General features: G+C 64.4%; 16 protein-coding genes, 1 tRNA gene and 1 pseudogene. 5 read left to right on the forward strand and 13 right to left on the reverse strand.

The window, feature by feature from the left end:
• The first annotated feature begins 25 nt into the window (after positions 1-25).
• Positions 26-101: transfer RNA gene (locus tag GTH22_RS20110), tRNA-Trp, on the forward strand.
• A gap of 58 nt (positions 102-159) precedes the next feature.
• On the opposite strand, the gene GTH22_RS20115 is transcribed toward GTH22_RS20110, so the two are convergent.
• From GTH22_RS20115 to GTH22_RS20150, 8 genes are read right to left on the reverse strand one after another with little or no spacing between them, the layout of a single operon-like run.
• Positions 160-1,206, reverse strand: coding sequence for a site-specific integrase (locus tag GTH22_RS20115; RefSeq protein ID WP_252947368.1), 1,047 nt, complete (start codon positions 1,204-1,206; stop codon positions 160-162).
• Positions 1,190-1,360, reverse strand: a complete 171-nt coding sequence (locus GTH22_RS20120) for a hypothetical protein (protein ID WP_252947369.1) — start codon at positions 1,358-1,360, stop codon at positions 1,190-1,192. Before GTH22_RS20120 ends, GTH22_RS20115 begins: the two co-directional genes overlap by 17 nt.
• A 39-nt stretch (positions 1,361-1,399) precedes the next feature.
• Entirely contained in the window at positions 1,400-1,729 is a 330-nt protein-coding gene (locus GTH22_RS20125) for a DUF2190 family protein (protein WP_252947370.1), read from the reverse strand.
• Position 1,730: 1 nt separating this feature from the next.
• On the reverse strand, positions 1,731-1,946 hold the full coding sequence (locus GTH22_RS20130) for a phage head-tail joining protein (protein WP_252947371.1): 216 nt from the start codon (positions 1,944-1,946) through the stop codon (positions 1,731-1,733).
• The gene (locus GTH22_RS20135) at positions 1,946-3,712 is read right to left on the reverse strand and encodes a prohead protease/major capsid protein fusion protein (RefSeq protein ID WP_252947372.1); all 1,767 of its coding nucleotides are present in this window, start codon (positions 3,710-3,712) and stop codon (positions 1,946-1,948) included. The genes GTH22_RS20130 and GTH22_RS20135 overlap by 1 nt, the downstream gene beginning before the upstream one ends.
• A complete protein-coding gene (locus GTH22_RS20140; RefSeq protein ID WP_252947373.1) occupies positions 3,691-3,879 on the reverse strand; it encodes a hypothetical protein in 189 nt (62 codons plus the stop codon). Before GTH22_RS20140 ends, GTH22_RS20135 begins: the two co-directional genes overlap by 22 nt.
• Positions 3,872-5,239 (reverse strand): phage portal protein, encoded by a 1,368-nt coding sequence (locus tag GTH22_RS20145; RefSeq protein ID WP_252947374.1) that lies wholly within the window; start codon positions 5,237-5,239, stop codon positions 3,872-3,874. The genes GTH22_RS20140 and GTH22_RS20145 overlap by 8 nt, the downstream gene beginning before the upstream one ends.
• A gap of 1 nt (position 5,240) precedes the next feature.
• Positions 5,241-5,876 (reverse strand): hypothetical protein, encoded by a 636-nt coding sequence (locus tag GTH22_RS20150; protein WP_252947375.1) that lies wholly within the window; start codon positions 5,874-5,876, stop codon positions 5,241-5,243.
• 243 nt (positions 5,877-6,119) lie between these two features.
• Between GTH22_RS20150 and GTH22_RS20155 the strand changes: the two genes are divergently transcribed.
• Positions 6,120-6,377: a hypothetical protein gene (locus GTH22_RS20155; RefSeq protein ID WP_252947376.1), complete on the forward strand. Its 258-nt coding sequence runs from the start codon at positions 6,120-6,122 to the stop codon at positions 6,375-6,377.
• Here GTH22_RS20155 and GTH22_RS20160 read toward each other — a convergent pair.
• The 5 genes and pseudogenes from GTH22_RS20160 to GTH22_RS20180 all read right to left on the reverse strand — a co-directional run.
• On the reverse strand, positions 6,374-7,432 hold the full coding sequence (locus tag GTH22_RS20160) for a hypothetical protein (RefSeq protein ID WP_252947377.1): 1,059 nt from the start codon (positions 7,430-7,432) through the stop codon (positions 6,374-6,376). The two genes, GTH22_RS20155 and GTH22_RS20160, sit on opposite strands and share 4 nt — an antisense overlap.
• A 4-nt stretch (positions 7,433-7,436) precedes the next feature.
• Entirely contained in the window at positions 7,437-9,206 is a 1,770-nt protein-coding gene (locus GTH22_RS20165; RefSeq protein ID WP_252947378.1) for a phage terminase large subunit family protein, read from the reverse strand.
• Positions 9,199-9,717, reverse strand: a complete 519-nt coding sequence (locus GTH22_RS20170) for a hypothetical protein (protein ID WP_252947379.1) — start codon at positions 9,715-9,717, stop codon at positions 9,199-9,201. Before GTH22_RS20170 ends, GTH22_RS20165 begins: the two co-directional genes overlap by 8 nt.
• A 3-nt stretch (positions 9,718-9,720) precedes the next feature.
• On the reverse strand, positions 9,721-10,188 hold the full coding sequence (locus GTH22_RS20175; RefSeq protein WP_252947380.1) for a hypothetical protein: 468 nt from the start codon (positions 10,186-10,188) through the stop codon (positions 9,721-9,723).
• Between the two features lie 463 nt (positions 10,189-10,651).
• Positions 10,652-11,443 (reverse strand): annotated as a pseudogene (locus tag GTH22_RS20180) (AAA family ATPase); the annotation flags it as partial.
• A 166-nt stretch (positions 11,444-11,609) separates the two neighbouring features.
• Between GTH22_RS20180 and GTH22_RS20185 the strand changes: the two are divergent.
• The 3 genes from GTH22_RS20185 to GTH22_RS20195 all read left to right on the forward strand — a co-directional run bounded on the left by GTH22_RS20185 (position 11,610) and on the right by GTH22_RS20195 (position 16,019).
• Positions 11,610-13,256, forward strand: a complete 1,647-nt coding sequence (locus GTH22_RS20185) for an electron transfer flavoprotein-ubiquinone oxidoreductase (protein ID WP_252947382.1) — start codon at positions 11,610-11,612, stop codon at positions 13,254-13,256.
• Positions 13,257-13,471: 215 nt separating this feature from the next.
• The gene (locus GTH22_RS20190; RefSeq protein ID WP_252947383.1) at positions 13,472-15,175 is read left to right on the forward strand and encodes a tetratricopeptide repeat protein; all 1,704 of its coding nucleotides are present in this window, start codon (positions 13,472-13,474) and stop codon (positions 15,173-15,175) included.
• On the forward strand, positions 15,162-16,019 hold the full coding sequence (locus tag GTH22_RS20195) for a 4-(cytidine 5'-diphospho)-2-C-methyl-D-erythritol kinase (RefSeq protein WP_252947384.1): 858 nt from the start codon (positions 15,162-15,164) through the stop codon (positions 16,017-16,019). Before GTH22_RS20190 ends, GTH22_RS20195 begins: the two co-directional genes overlap by 14 nt.
• Position 16,020: the final 1 nt, after the last annotated feature.

Raw genomic sequence — 16,020 nt, forward strand, 5'->3', positions numbered from 1 at the left:
CTCTCTTATCCATCGGCCCGGCCTTAGGGGTATAGCTCAGTTGGTAGAGCGACGGTCTCCAAAACCGTAGGTCGCGGGTTCAAGCCCTGCTGCCCCTGCCACTTCTTTTCATGGACCAAATGGACTTCTGAGGCGGACTCCTGTGGAGCGGTTGGGCGTTCAGTTGGGAATTTTTGTTCCGGCTTCGTGCGCCTCCCGCTTGCTGAGTGCTGATTCTGCCATGCGGGCATCACGGCTCATATAGTGGGCGTCGAGGATCGCGGCCACGTCCCGAAGGCTATGCCCGGTGAAGGTCGCAATCTCGGGTTCGCTGCACCCGGCGAGGGCAAGCCGTGTGACGGCGGTGCCCCGCAGATCGTGGAACGTGAGCCCGGTCACCTTCGCCTTCGCCAGCGTCTTGCGCCAACTGGCGCTGAAGCCGTGACTTGTCCAAGTGGTGCCCTTGGTGGTGGTGAGGATCGTGACCGCGCTCTTGGTCTTCGCGGCTTCGTCCAGAGCGGCCTTCAGGGTGCCACTCACAGGGATCACCACCCGGCGGCCCGTCTTGCGCTGAGTGAGGCGGATATGGGTGCCGTCGTAGGCTTTCCACGTCAGCCGCAGAAGGTCGCCTTGGCGCTGCCCGGTCCAGACTGCCAGAAGGTAGGCGAGGCGAATGCGGGCAGGGGCGATTTTTAAGAGGGAGGTTTCATCCGCCTCGGTCCAGATCGTATCGGACCGTTTGGACCGATAGAGCTTGCCGGGACGGGCGCAGGGGTTGGTTACGATCATGCCCCGGTCGGCGGCCCACGCGAGGATCGCCGCGAAGGTGGCGAAGACGTAATCGGCCTGCCGACGCGAGTTGGCCGCCATGCGGTCACGCCATGCCAGGAACTCGCCGCGGGTGCGGCGGTCGGACAGGGCGGCCAAGGGGAAGTCGCCGAATTCGGTTTCGATTTTGCGGACGTGCTTCGCGTAATCCTTGCGGGTGCGCTCGGCCAGATCGGTGAACTTTGGAGAGTCCTGATAGGCGTTCAGAACAGATTGCAGCGTGCCCTTGGGCGTCTTCGCCTTCTCGGCAATCGCCGCGTTGTAGGCGTCCACAAACTCGGGATCGCCGGGCTTGCCGGGCAGCCGGGGGCCGCCCTTCCATGCGTAGTAGTAGGTGACCCGGCTGCCATCGGCGAGCCGTTTGGAAACCCTGTTGATACCTTTAAGACGGACCCGCATCGCGCTTGGCCTTCCATGTGTCGAAGGGCGTTTCGGCTTGAGCCGACTCGCCGGTAGAAGCCCCCACCATAACCCGAATGGTCCCCTCGCGAGTCACTTCCACGGTTCCGACATCCAGCCCGGCGGCGCGGGCGGCCTTGACCGCCCGTTCCACGTCAGCTTGCCGGAAGGTGGAAGGACCCCGGGGCATGTCTCACCCGTTCAGGCGCACGTTGACGGTGCCGGACGGGTTGGCGGCGGCGGTCACGGCAAGGCCGATCTCGGCATTCGCGCCGGAGTCATCGTCCGCGGTCGCCAGCTTGGCGGTGTCATCCCAATAGACCGGATCGCCCACGGCCAGCACGTCGGTCGAAACCTTCGCCATGCTGAAGACGCCCACGGTCACAAGGTCCAGATCGTCGCCGATCTCGGCATCGCCCGCGGCAATGCCGAAGAGGTTGCCGACAAGCACGCCTTGCCCGCTGGTGGCAGCGGCGGCGGCGGTCACGGTGATGTTCTCACCCTTCTGCACATAGTTCTTCATCTCAGAGTCCTTTGCTCATTTTGAAGTGGATCGTGTTGGCGGGCCGGGCGGTGGCCGCCTGAATCTCGGCGTCCAGAGCGGCCAGAGCCCGGGCCATTTCGGCATCGGACCGATATTCGATCTCTTCGCCGTTTTGGTCCCGGTAGCGCCGGACGCCGCCAGCGCGGGCGGCCAGAAGGTCCGCCCGCATTTTCGTGAGTTCAGCGACGGTCGCCATTACGCGCCCGCGTTCTTGAACGCGCCGCGCCAGTCGACGGCCCCGCAGCCGAAGTCCAGCACCACGCGGAATTCCATGCCCAGCACATCCCAGCCTTCACGGCTCGCCATCTGCGGGCCTTGGGCGCTGGACAGGTAGGCATATTCCAGAACGGGAAGCTGCGCCGGGTCGGCGAAGACATACCATTCGCTGCCGGTGATCCGGGGCTCCACCAGAAGCGACAGGCGCTTGGCGAAGGGGTTCACGTCATCCACCGTGGCGGCGGCCAGTTCGGAAAGAAGCTGTTCGGCCTCGGTCTCTTGTTCCGGCCCCACCAGAAGGAACTTCGGCGTGACGTTGATCGGCGTCTTGCCGTCCAGAGCCTTCATGCCGCGAAGGGCCTGCCGGGCTTCCGAAAGGCCCGTCACGCCCACCCCGGCGTCACCCAGAGCGCCCGGGTTGTCGGAGAGGTTGCCGTGATCGGCGTGGAAGAGCGCCTTGTTGTCTTCGCCCATCGTCGGGTTGGAAAGCAGGAGGGCCAAAAGCAGGTTGGCCTCGGTCTCAGCGGCCATGCGCCCGGCGGTGCTGCCCCAATCGCGGAACGCGCCCAGATCGTCATTGATGAGCGCCTTGCGGCTGATAGCGAACTGCGTGGCGTAGGTGTCGAGCGCATAGGACTCGGACGCCTCGCCCCGGCTGGTGTGCTTGATCTCGCCGGACTCGCTCACCTTCTCCAAGGTGCCGATGTCCGACAGCTTCAGGCGGGTGCCGGGGCGGAAGTCGGTCATGGTGGTGCGACGGGCCAGAGCCGATTTAACCGGACTCTGCGCCGCCTGATAGGCCGCCGTCAGCGTCCTGTTGCCGGTGCTGGTGAGCAACTGCGGGAAGTCGCTGGTGGTGTGCATGGCAGCCCGGAAGAGCGTGTCGGCATCCATCGCGCGGGTGCTGACGCCCGCCGCCTCCACGCAAGCCCGCGCCATATCGCGCAGCGTCTCGGCAGCATAGGGCCGGGCTTCGTCGGTCGGGGCCTCGCCCGAGACACGGGCGAAGAGGGCATCGGCGCGGCGGGTCAGGGTGACGGCGGGGTCATCGTTCGCCGGGGCCGCGGTGCGAATGCGGGCCGGGGTGCGGCGCTGCATGGCCTCAAAGGCTTCCGCCCGGGCCTCGGTGATGCTGAGGTCGCGGTCGATCATGTCATCGGCCTGTTCCGCCGACATGCCCGCGCTGCGGCAAATCTGCCGAATGGCCGCCCGGGTTTCGGTGGTGGTTTCTTCGGTGGTTTCCACCGTTTCGATTTCGTCTTGCGGCATGTCTTCGCTCCTAAATGTTGCCTGAGGGTCCGCGGGGGAGGCGACAACGGAGACTTCCTTGATCGCCCATTCGACGGCGGTGCGGACCCGCATCCCGCCTTCGGTGGTCTCACGCCACTTGCGCACGGCGTAGCCAATCGACACGCCGCGAATGGTCTTGTCCGCGACCCGCTGCCAGAGCGGGTCCGCGTCGGTCGCGCTGGTGCGCCGGATCGTTACCACAAGGGCACCGGCTTCCATGCGGGCCGCGGTGATGCTGCCTACCACGTCCAGCGCCCGCCCGCTGCGGTGCCCGTCCAGCACGGGCAGCCCCACCAGATCGGCGGGGTTGATCGCCGCAGGGTCCAGCCGCTCCATGAAGCCTGCCCGGCGGACCGGGGCGAAAGTCGAGGCGACGGCCTCCACGGTGCCCGCGTCGGCGTCGAAGGTCTCGGGCGTGATCGCCGCCCGGCGGGTCAGCAATTCTTGCGTTTCCATTCGGTGTATTCCTTGTCTCGGGGCGTGATCTTTCGGCCCTCACGCGGCAGCACGATCACGGTGGCCTTGTCGGGATTGATGGTCAGGCGCGGGCCGCTCACCACGTCCGAAGCCCCCAGCTTCCGGGCTAGCTTCCGACAGTGCGCCTCATAGGAGTATTCAGGCATCGGCTGCCCCCGCGTTCTGGCGCGGATCGGCGGCGATTTCGGAGTCCAGGTCTTCCAGCGCCCAGCCGCGTTCGGCCACGGCTTTACGCCGCGAGGTTAGTCCGGCGTCCAGTTCGGCCACGGTCGCCTGAGTGTCTTTCAGGGGGTCCACTTGCATCGGATTCGGCGGCAGCCATTCCGCCGAATAGACGCGAGGCGAGGACTCGAAGTCCGGGGCCGCCAGATCGCCGGACAAGACGGCGTGGGTGATGACCTGTTCCCAGACGGGTTTCAGGAATTGGGGCACAAGGGTGCCATATTGAATTTGCTCCACCCGCTGGCGAAACGGCAAAAGCCCGGCCCGCAAGCTCGAATAGTTCGCATTGCTCAGATCGCCCGAAAGCAGATGTTCCGGCAGCCCCAGCCCGGCGGCGAGTTGCTGCAAGTTCAGGCGCAGAAAGGCCCCGATCTCGGCAATGGTCTGGGGGCTGTTGAACTTGACGTCGTAACCCGTGGGCAGGCGCTTCATGGTGCCCGGCTCCAAGCCGGTTTCGAGGATTCCGCCCTCCCCGGTGCCGTCGTAGGGCTCGCCCCCGGTGCCGTTGAGGTCGATAAGGAAGGCCGCGTGCATCGCCGCCACCTTCGCGCCCATCAACAATGCATCGCAGAGTTGATCGAAGTCGGACGCGCTGAGGATCACAGGCGCGAGCCATGAGACGCCGCGAACCTGCCCGGCGGCCAACGGCTTCATGACGTGGATGATTTCATCGGCAGGCACGCGGACCGGCGGGGCGTAGTTCGCGAATTGATCGTGGGGGCGATAGGGCAGCACATGGTAGGCAACCCGGCGGCCCTCAGCGTCGAACTCCACGCCCTGCACGATCACGGCCCCGTCGCCAAGTTCGCGGGTCATAGACTCGTCAATGAGTTCAGGCGGCAGAAGCCGAAGCCGGGGGCCGTCTTCACCGGGCAGGACGTGGAGGAATGCCTCGCCGTCGATCACCAGCCCACGGGCGACGTCCGCCTGAAGGCCCCAGAAATCCGTCCGGCCATCGGCGTCCGCGTCATCGGCCCATCTTTGGAAGCTGGCGGTCAGATCGGCCCGCGTGGTGGCGTCCGGGTGTTTCGGGGTCGGCACGATACCGGCCCCCACCAGAGCCCCAGCCCAATTCGCGACAGCTTGCGCCAGCCAAGGGTTGTTGGCCGCGAGGTAGCGGGCGCGGGACCGAAGAGTCCCGCCACTCGCGGCCACTTCCGAATTGACCCGCCCAAACGTCCCCATCCCAAAGCCCCGACGCCCGCCAGCCGCGCCATCGAAGCGACGGACTGTGTGGGGCTTGGCCGAACGGCTGAAGAGCTTGGGGACGAAGGGGAACGCCATATCAGTTCACCACGGGCTTTTCGCGGGTGATGTAGGCAAGGATCGGGTCAAGGTCAGTCGCCCAGATCGAGCGACGTTCCCAAGACGGCCCGGGCAGCCGGAAAGACGTGCCATCGGCGTTGCCGGTTTCCGGGTCGAAGCGGCGGACCCGGGCCGAAAAGGCCACATCCCCGCGACCGGCGGTGTTGCGAAGGGTGATGAGTTCAAAACCGAAGTTGCGCACGCCAGTCAGGTAAAGGCGCATGACGTGCCCGGCGGGCCGCTGCGGCGCATGGGTGGGGTTGGGCAGCTTGGCCTTGTCATCTGCGTCCCACGCATTCAGCGCGAGGAAGGCAGCGTGCATCGGGTCGCCCGTAAGCCCGCATTCGGCAAGACGGTGCTGAACGGCAGCCACCAACACCTGATCGGTGCGAAAGAGGTAGGGGCGGCGCTTGTCCGAAGTCATCCGGCCATAGGGGATCAAGTGCCCGGCGGTCACGCGGTTGCGGAAGAACGCGGTCGCCTGCTTCGCATCGAAGCCGGGGTGCGCGAGAGCGCGGGCGGCTTGCTCGGTCGTAACGCCCAACTGGTCGGGCGCTTCCGCGGGAACGTAGAACGCCCCGCCAATTTCGGGATCACGGTCTTGGGTGCTGGTCATAAGGGGACTCCTTGTTGGCGAATCCCTCAATATCAGCTTACAGCAATCGGAGTCAACGCCTTTAAAACATGGTCAAAAATAGTTTTACTATGGATAGGCATAGCAACAAGATACTTGCTTCCGCTTTCTGGAATCGGATATACGGTCGCCGGGGTAAGGGATTTCCCCATCGACGCCAACGCGCCGGGTGAGGTTCTCCTATGCTTCGCCCGGCGCACCCTTCCCCCGGAAAGGCAAAGCTGTATGGACCGGAAGACCCGCAACGCTCATTCGTGCTTCGCGCCCTACATCACGGGCGAGATTCACCCGACCCGCGCCAAGGCGGCCCGGCAGATCGTGAATGAGTGGATGCAGCGGACGGGCGAGTTCGTCAGCCTGAGTTGGTCGGATCGGCAGATTTCCGAAGCGATGGAGATTGGCGAAGCCTACGACAACGGCTTCACCCAAATGCTTATCAAGGTGCTGGACCTTCGCGACGGGCGGGGGCCGCTGCCGGTCTAAGCGCGGCCAAGGTCGAGATCAACTTTCGATAGAAGCCAGTTGAAGGGAAATTGGTGGGTCATTCCACATTCCTTGCACTCCACAAGTTCCATAATAAAGAATCGAGGAGCTTGCTTCTTGTGTATCCGAAAATCCGCCTCACACATTGGGCACTGGAAGAACTCGCCAAACTCCTTGTTCATGAATCTTAGCATATTCGAACTCCCGGTCACGAAAAGAGATTCGAAAACAGATAGAGTCGAGAAAATCAGCCAGTTAATATACTTCTTCTTGGCGCTAGACATTCTAGAATAGATGTTAATCTGGATCATGTGCATGAAGAAAAGGATATATGCTATGTCCTTGTAGCAGCCTTCATAGACATCGTTGTCCGTTCGGTTCTTGAAGATCATATTTATATTGTATGCTTCAGTCTCAATTGCCCGGTTGCCAGTGACGTAGTGAGTAGATTTGTCAAAGAGCGGTGCAAGTCCAAATGAGTTGCTTCTGTCTGAGACCACGCCATCCAAATAATCCGCATCTATAAAGTCCTTGCAGCCCGACTGACAGGCGGCAGCGCGATAGAGGTCGCGACGCTTCTGTTGATCCAACTTTCTCGGATCAAAGGAGCCGCTTGGGTCCACTTTGAGTCTCGAAAAGAAGCCCTCTTCATCCGCGCACATCCAAGCTGCTAGGGGCAGTCCTTCTTTGAAGGGTTTCCTGAGCAAATTGAATGCGACGGAGAATTTCCTTTTCTCCAATGCTGTGAGGCCGTCATAAATAAAGTGCAGCATATCCGAAAACATTGCAAGGGAAGCGTGATTTATGACAGCTCGCCTTTCGAGATCGCCTTTTCCAGTTGAGGCGAGAAAATCCAACGGGTGCATTCCGCTTTCAAAAGCGTCAATCTCTTCTTGAGTTTGAAATTGAAAAGAGACACCCGAAAGGCCTCCCATAGACATTTCAACAACTAAATGGGCCATCAAGTCATGGAGTCGGAAACAAAACTCATGCGCTGCGCGGTTCTTTGGCGGAATATTCTCGATGCGAGATTCATCCAAATACCCAATCGTCATGCGTTCACCTTTCCAGCCACTTACTCTTCACTACCGTAGCGGGCTTCTTCGGCGTTGTCTTGGCCTCAACCTCAACTTCGCGCCGGTCCACGTCTGCATTCACCAGAGCCCGCACGGCCATGCCGTAAACCATGCAGTCGAGGGACTCCGCCCGGCGGCCCGGGGTGCGTTCCCATTGCCGGATCGGGGCACCCCGGCGGTAGCGCACCACAAGCCTTTCGCTCGCAAGCTCTTCATAGAAGCGCCCTTCCAGCGTGTCGCTGAAGCGGACGGACCGGCCACGGGCGAGGCGGTTGATAAGCTGCCCCTTCACGGAGTCCACGCCTACGATGAAGAGCCGTGCCCCCTTGGTGTCGCTGGCGCGGATGGTGGGGCGGTCCCCGGCGGCCCCTTTGACGGCGTAAACCCGGCGCGACATGCGCGGGCGACAGAAGCCCAGGACTCGGTCCATCGTCACCCCGTCGCCCGCGTCCACGCCCACGGCATCCACGCGCAGGAAGCCGCCCTTAGGGTGCTTCCAGATCGTCCGCAGGGCATCGTCGAGTTCCGCCCAGACGTCATCGCCCATCGGGTCGCCGTAGATGACCGATTGCCCCAGCACAAAGATTTCATCCCGCCCCCAGCCAAGGAAGAGCATTTCCAGACGGTCCCGCTGGACGTCCACCCCGGCGGTGATGAACAGCACGTCGGGCGGGATCGCATCGGGCAGCGCGAAGGGCTCGGCACGGGCCGCAAGGGCGGTTTCGTCGATCTCTTCCGCGGCCTCGCGCCAGCCTTGCCCTAAGAGGGTGTTCGTCCAGACCTGCAACTTGTCGGGATGGTCTTTCGACTCCAAGAACTCCTGAGCGATTTTGCCCCACGACGCATTCGCCAGCGTGGAGACAAGCGCATTGAGCCGGAAACCTGCATGGCCCTGAACCTCGGGCCGGGTCACACGCCAGCGCCCCGCGGCCACCATGGCGGGCTTGTGCCGCTCTTCGGTCACGGCCCCACAATGCGGACAGACGTAGGCCGCACGGTGCGGCTCGCCGTCAGGCCACTGAATGTCCGCCCAGCCGATTTCGTGGAACGCGCCGCAAAGGGGGCACGGCACTTCAAAAACGCGCCGGTCGCTGGCGGCGTAGCTGCGCAGCACGTTGCTGGTGGCCTCCATCGTCGGCGTGCTGCCCAGCACGATCTTGCGATTGGGGAAGGACAGGGTGCGGCGCTCGGCCAGCGTGATCGGGCTGCCCTCGGCCCCCGGCTCCATCGCATCGGCTTCGTCGATCAACAGGACGCGGACGTTGTGGCGGCGCAGGTTACGCGGGCTCTTGGCGGCCACCACCTTCAGGCTACCGCCGGGAAAGCGGCGGCTCAGGAGGGTGTTGCGACCGGACTCGTCGGCCTCGGCAGAAAGCAGGCTCTTCAGTTCGGGCGTGGCACCGAAAATCGGTTCCAGATCGCTCACCACATAATCGCGGGCATCGGCCTCGGTCGGCTGCAAGACCATGATCGGGGAAGGCTCGTTGGCGATGTAGGCGGCCACCGTGCCAGACAGAAGCGTGGTCAGTCCTACGCGGACGGGCTTCACCACCGTCACACGCTCCATAAGCGGGTTGCTGATAGCCTCGGCAATGCCGCGCTGATACGGCCAGAGGGTGACGCGGCCCGGCGTAGCAGAGACGCCCTCGGGCAGCCGCATGGTCGACTCGATCCAATCCGGCAGGGACAGGCGCGGGGGCGGCCTCAGGGCGGCCAGAGCGCGGCGGCGGGTGCGGGTGAGGGTGTCAGTCATCGGCGGCAATCTCCAACAGCACGTCGCGGACTTCGGCGTCCAGCGCGGCGAGGTCATGGGGCGTCAGGTGGCCCAGCTTGGCCGCAGCCCGGGACGGCAGCGCGAGAAAGGCAGCTCTCAGTCCCCGCAGCACGTCCGCCCATTCTCGTTCCACGTCGGCGGCGGCAATGATCTCGCCTCGGACCTTGGCGTTCTGAAGTTCCAGCTTCTCGGCGGTCGCCTTGGCCGCCCTCAGCTTCTCGGCGGCCAGTTCGGAGTCGACGCGGCGGCCCTGCGCTCCGGCCCGGGCATGGTCGGCATAGGCCCGCACGGCGGCCTTCAGGGCGAAGAGCTTGTCGGCGCTCCGCGGGATCACGCCTTCACGGGCGAGGGCCGAAACGCGGTTGGGCGTCAGCCCCAGCCAATCGGCCAGCCCGGCGGCATTCACCAGATCGCCGGGAACCGGCACGGGGTCCGGGCCGCCCACGAGTGCGTCAATCTCGGCGAGTTCGGATTGCGGGATGTGCTGCAACGGTCAGACCCATTTACTGGCTTGTTTCAATTTTGCGTTCACCTGATCGCGAAGGTCGCTGAGCTTTATCCAGCGCGACGTTCCGGGGACTTTGACTTCCCAGTAGAGCCAGCCATTTAGGCTGGTTTTTTTGCCTTCCTTGGTGCGCGCCAGATCGCTAGCAGCAGCGGAAAGGGTCGGATATGCGACGCCTTCCACGACCAGTTTTCCGTCCAAGAATTGGCCTTCGTATTGCTGCGTCCCGCGTAGGTAGCGCATCCGAGCATATGAGCCGTGGAGTATCTCGACTCCGTCTTCGGTGAACGGAATGCCCTCACGGTTAATATCGTCGTCTTCAGCCTCGTCCGAAGAAGGTTCCGGCAATGCCAGCAGACGCCGCAAGGCGACATACTCCGGTTCGTGAAAGCCCTTCCGCACTGCTTCGATCATCTTGTGAATCTCGAAGTCGATTTCGATGGTCTTGAATCGCATGATGTATCCCTTCCGAATCTGCTTCACTGCTCAAACTACTCCAACTACTGGTTAGAGTAAATCGGGTTCCTGATCTAAATTGTTCTCCAAAGAGTGACGACTCGGGGCTCCGCGCACCCCGCACCCCGCCGCCCCGGGAAGGACCCGCGCTCGGTCAACGTGCCGCCGTGGTTCCCCTTCCTTCCCTCTTCCCCTGAAGCCTGCATGTCCGGGGCATGTGCGGACCGGACAGACGGACAGGTCTTAAGACCCCTGTCCGTGTCCGTCCGGTGTCCCGCCCACCTAATGCCCGCCGGACAGGTGCGGACATGTCCGGCCCTTGTCCGTGTCCGTCCGCTTTGTCCGGTGCCCGGGCTAGTCTGCTGCTGCCACTGGTGAGGCTGCACAGATTCCGCCTTGGCGATATGACCGCCTTGGAACGGCCCGGAAGCAATGGCCGGCGTGGAGTTATGCGCCGCCTTGGTCATTGCGCCCCCTCCACCATGTCGTCGGTGAAGTCCTCACAGTCGCCAGTCGCAAGGACGAATTTGCCGTCGGCAAATACCACAATGCCTTTGCGGGTCAGGTCTTCCACCGCCCGCTTGTAAGCCTTCCGGCGGCTATCCGGGTCTTCGGACGCGGACACGGTGCGGGAGTCGATCACGGCTTGCCGCCAGTCCTCATCCGTCACGGGCTGGGGCAGAGCATTGAAGATCGCGAGGGCCGCCTCCACGCTGGGGGTCAGCTTCGGGGCTGCCCGTTCCGGCCCGTCGGACTCTTCGCAAATCGCCGTGGTGATCGGGTCGCCGTCTTCATCCTCGCCAAGCGTGACGGTTTTCACGATGAAGGCGAAGCCTTGGTCCGTCGAGCCATTGCGGTTCTTGGTGAGATTGCCGGTGACCTGCCCGCCGTCGCGCTTCAGATGCAAGGACATGTCCAGCGCCCCGTTCAGGATGGAGTGCCCCCTAGCAATGCCGCTGCCCTCTTTCGTGTCGTGGTGGATCAACAGCACGGCAGCGCCCCATTTGGTCAGGGACCGGGCCGCGGCCACAACAAGGCCCATGCTCTTCGCGTCGTTCTCTTCCAAGCCGGGGAAGGCCATGGCGATAGTGTCGATCACCACCAGCGCGGGCCTGCGGGCCTTCACGGCTTTCTGAAGCGCCACCAGATCGGGTCCGCCCTTCACCAACAAGTTGGAAACCCCATCCACCAGACGGAAGGCGTCAGCATCTCCATGGGCGTCCTTGAGCGCCTTCACCCTGCCGCGCATCCCGTGGGCATCCTCAGCGCGGGTTCAAGCCCTGCTGCCCCTGCCAGGCCACCTTTCCTCCCTGCACATCCAGCCCTTGCGCGTTTTGCGCCGCAGCGTTGCGATTGCCTCTGCCCTTTCCCTCCGGTAACCAAGGCCGCAACGAACTAATCTTGCGCGGAGGGCAAGCCAGATGGCCGAGATCGAACGGGAAGCGATGGACTACGATGTGGTGATCGTGGGGGCCGGGCCGGCCGGGCTTTCGGCGGCGATCCGGCTCAAGCAGCTCGATGCCGATCTCGACGTTGTGGTGCTGGAGAAGGGCTCGGAAGTGGGGGCGCATATCCTGTCGGGCGCGGTTCTGGACCCGGCGGGCCTTGATGCGCTGATCCCGGACTGGAAGGCCAAGGGTGCGCCGGTCAACGTGCCGGTGAAGAAGGACAATTTCTACATTCTGGGCGAAGCGGGCAAGGTTCGGGTGCCGAACTTTCCGATGCCGCCGCTGATGCACAACCACGGCAACTACATCGTGAGCATGGGCAACGTCTGCCGCTGGCTGGCGGAGCAGGCCGAGGAACTCGGCGTCGAGGTCTTCCCCGGCATGGCGTGCAGCGAGCTGATCTACGAGGGCGGCCGGGTGAAGGGCGTGGTTGCGGGCGAGTTCGGCAAGAACCCCGATGGCACCGCCGGGCCGGGCTATGAGCCGGGGATGGTGCTGAACGGCAAGTATGTGTTCCTCTCCGAAGGCGTGCGCGGCTCGCTCTCCAAGGAGGTGATTGCCAAGTACGACCTGAGCGCCGGCATGGAGCCGCAGAAGTTTGGCCTTGGCATGAAGGAGATCTGGGAGATCGACCCGGCCAAGCACCGCGAGGGCACCGTGACCCACACGATGGGCTGGCCGCTGGGGAGCAACGCGGGGGGTGGCTCTTTCATCTACCACGCGGAAAACAATCAGGTTTTCGTCGGGTTCGTGGTGCATTTGAACTACAAGAACCCCTATCTGCGGCCCTATCAGGAGTTTCAGCGGCTCAAGCACCATCCGGTGGTGGCCGAGCTGCTGGAAGGCGGCAAGCGGGTGGCCTACGGGGCGCGGGCGATCACCGAGGGTGGCTTTCAGTCGATGCCCAAGATGGTGGCGCCGGGCGTGGCGTTGCTGGGCTGCTCGGTGGGCATGGTCAACGTGCCGAGGATCAAGGGCAACCATAACGCCATGCTGAGCGGCAAGGCGGCGGCGGAGGCGGCCCATGCCGCCATCAAGGCCGGGCGCGAGGGTGACGAGCTTTCCGACTACGAGGCCGAGGTGCGCGGCGGCGCGATTGGCAAGGACCTCAAGAAGGTGCGCAACGTGAAGCCGATGTGGAGCAAGTGGGGGCTGTGGCCGTCGCTGGCGCTGGGCGGGCTGGACATGTGGACCAACAACCTGTTCGGGTTTTCGCTGTTCGGCACGATCAAGCATGGCAAGACCGACGCGGATTCGACCGGCCTTGCCGCCGATTTCGAGCCGATCGACTACCCCAAGCCCGATGGCAAGCTGAGCTTTGACCGGCTGACCAGCGTGTCTTTCTCGATGACCAACCACGAGGAAAGCCAGCCCTGCCACCTGACGCTGAAAGACCCGAGCGTGCCGATCCAGTTCACCCTGCCGAAATACGCCGAACCGGCGCAGCGCTACTGCCCGGCGGGCGTGTATGAGGTGGTGGAGAAGGACGGCAAGGAAGAGTTCGTCATCAACTTCCAGAACTGCGTGCACTGCAAGACCTGCGACATCAAGGATCCGCCGCAGAACATCAACTGGACGGTGCCGCAGGGCGGCGACGGGCCGAACTACCCGAACATGTGAGCGGTAGGCCCCGCGCGGGGCCTTTTGCGACATCTGATGGCGGGGCGCGGGCTGGCCCGGGGCGGGTGGCCTGCAATCCGCGTCACGATGGCGCGAGAATCCGCGTGGGGGCGGGTTTGGGGCCTCTCAGGCGTATTGTTTTGCTAACCCGGCGCAGCTACCGTGCCGCAATCAGAACAAAACAGAGGTCAAAGAGCCCCGTGCGCCTGAAATCCATGCTTCGTTCCGCTGCCGCCCTCGCCCTTGGCGCCGCGGTTGCCCTCCCCGCCGCCGCCCAACAGACCGACCGGGGGCTTGCGGGCGCCTATCTTGCGGCGCGGGTTGCGAGCTTCAACAGCGACTTCCGGGCCGCTGCCGACTATTACACCCGCGCGTTGGTGCGCGATCAGAACAATCCTCTGCTGCTGGAAAACGCGATCCTTGCCTTTGTCGGGCTGGCCGACTTCAAGGCAGCGGTGCCGATTGCGCAGAAGATGGTGGGCACGGTCGACCAGAGCCAGATTGCCCAGCTTGTGCTGATGGCCGAGGCGCTGCGGAAGAAAGAGTACCAGAAGGTCGTGGACGGGCTCGATGCGGGCGACTCGGTTGGCCCGCTGGTCGATGGCCTCGTGCGGGCCTGGGCCGAGCTGGCGCTGGGCAACATGGACAAGGCGCTGGAAGGGTTCGACGGCGCGGCGAACGAAACCGGGCTGAAGGCCTTTGGCCTCTACCACAAGGCGTTGGCCTATGGGGTGGCCGGTGATTTCGAGGCGGCGGATGCGATCTTTTCGGGCGCGGAAGCCGGGCCGCTGCGGCTGACCCGGCGCGGGGTTGTGGCGCATGTGCAGGTGCTCAGCCAGCTCGACCGCAACGAGGCGGCCATCGAGCTGATGGAAAAGGCCTTCACCCGCGATCTCGACCCCGAGCTTGCCGGCATCCGTGACCAGCTGGAGGCGGGCGAGACGCTGCCGTTCACGGTGATCCGCTCGGCCGATGACGGGCTGGCAGAGGTGTTTCTGAGCGTGGCGGGGGCGCTGAACGGCGAAACCACCGACAGCTACACCCTGCTCTATGCGCGCACCTCCGAATACCTGCGCCCCGATGACAACACCGAGGCGCTGCTGCTTTCTGCCGAGCTGCTCGACCAGATGGAGCAGTATGAGCTGGCGACGCGCACCTATGACCGGGTGTCGCGCGACGATCCGGCGTTTCATGCCGCCGAGATGGGCCGCGCCGAGGCGCTGCGCCAGGGTGGCAACGACGCGGCGGCGACCGAGGTGCTGCGCCAGCTTGCCAAGGCCCGCCCCGAGATTCTGGGCGTGCACATCGCGCTGGGCGACATCCTGCGCGGGCAGGAGAAATGGTCTGAGAGCGAGGCTGCCTACGACAAGGCGATTGCGCTGTTCGAGGACGAGAACGAGACCCATTGGATCGTGTATTACGCCCGCGGCATCACCCGCGAGCGGCTGAAGACATGGGACCTGGCGGAAGCCGATTTTCGCAAGGCGCTGGAGCTGCGGCCGAACCAGCCGCAGGTGCTCAACTACCTCGGCTATTCCTACGTGGAGATGGGCGAGAACCTTGACGAGGCGCTGGAGATGATCGAGCGCGCGGTGGCCGAGCGCCCCGACTCGGGCCATATCACCGACAGTCTGGGCTGGGTGCTCTACCGGCTGGGTCGCTACCAGGAGGCGGTGAGCCACATGGAGCGGGCCACCGAGTTGCTGCCGGTGGACCCGATCGTGAACGACCACCTTGGCGACGTTTACTGGGCCGTGGGCCGCCAGCTTGAGGCGCAGTTCCAGTGGAAACGCGCGCTGAGCTTCGACCCGGAAGAGAAGGACGCGGACCGTATCCGGCGCAAGCTGGAGGTGGGTCTGGACGCGGTGCTGTTGCAAGAGGGCGCGGAGCCGCTCGCCGTGGCCAATGACGAAGGTTGAGGCCTTCGCCCCGGCCAAGATCAACCTCGCACTTCACATCACCGGCCGGCGCAACGACGGGTATCACCTGCTCGACAGCCTCGTGTGCTTTGCCGGGGTCGGCGACCTCATCGTGCTGCGGGACGCGGCGGGCATGAGCCTTGGCGCGTCGGGGCCGTTCGGCGGCAGCGTGCCGCCGGGGCCGAGCAACCTGGTGCTGAAAGCCGCGGAGCTGATGGAGGCCGAGGCGGCGCGGCAAGGTGTGGCGGTGGGCGGCGTATCGATCCAGCTCGAAAAATTTCTGCCGATCTCCTCGGGGCTTGGCGGCGGCTCGGCCGATGCGGCGGCGGCGCTGCGCGGGCTGTCGGAGCTTTGGGGCGTGCCGGTGCCGGGGCCGCACCGGCTGGCAAAGGAGCTGGGGGCGGATGTGCCGGTGTGCCTTGCTCCGGAGGCGGCCTATCGGATGCGCGGGATCGGCGAGGAGCTGACCGCGCTGCCGGCGCTGCCGGCGCTGAACCTGCTGCTGGTGAACCCGCGGGTGCCGGTATCGACCGCCGCGGTCTTCGGGCGGCTGGAGCGGACCGACAATGCGCCGATGCCCGACCCGCCCGAAGCGCCGAGCCGCCGGGAGCTGGTGGACTGGCTGACATGGCAGCGCAACGACCTTGAGGCGCCGGCCTGCTCGCTGGCCCCCGAGATCGGCGAGGTGCTCGACGAGCTGCGGGCCATGGAGGGCATCATGCTGGCGCGGATGTCGGGCTCGGGGGCGAGCTGCTTTGCGATTTTCGAGGACAACGAGGCGCGCGACCGGGCGGCCGGTGTGCTGCGCGACGAGCGGCCGGAATGGTGGGTGGCCGAGGGCTAGG

The organism is Oceanicola sp. 502str15, from assembly GCF_024105635.1.
Lineage (GTDB): Bacteria > Pseudomonadota > Alphaproteobacteria > Rhodobacterales > Rhodobacteraceae > Vannielia.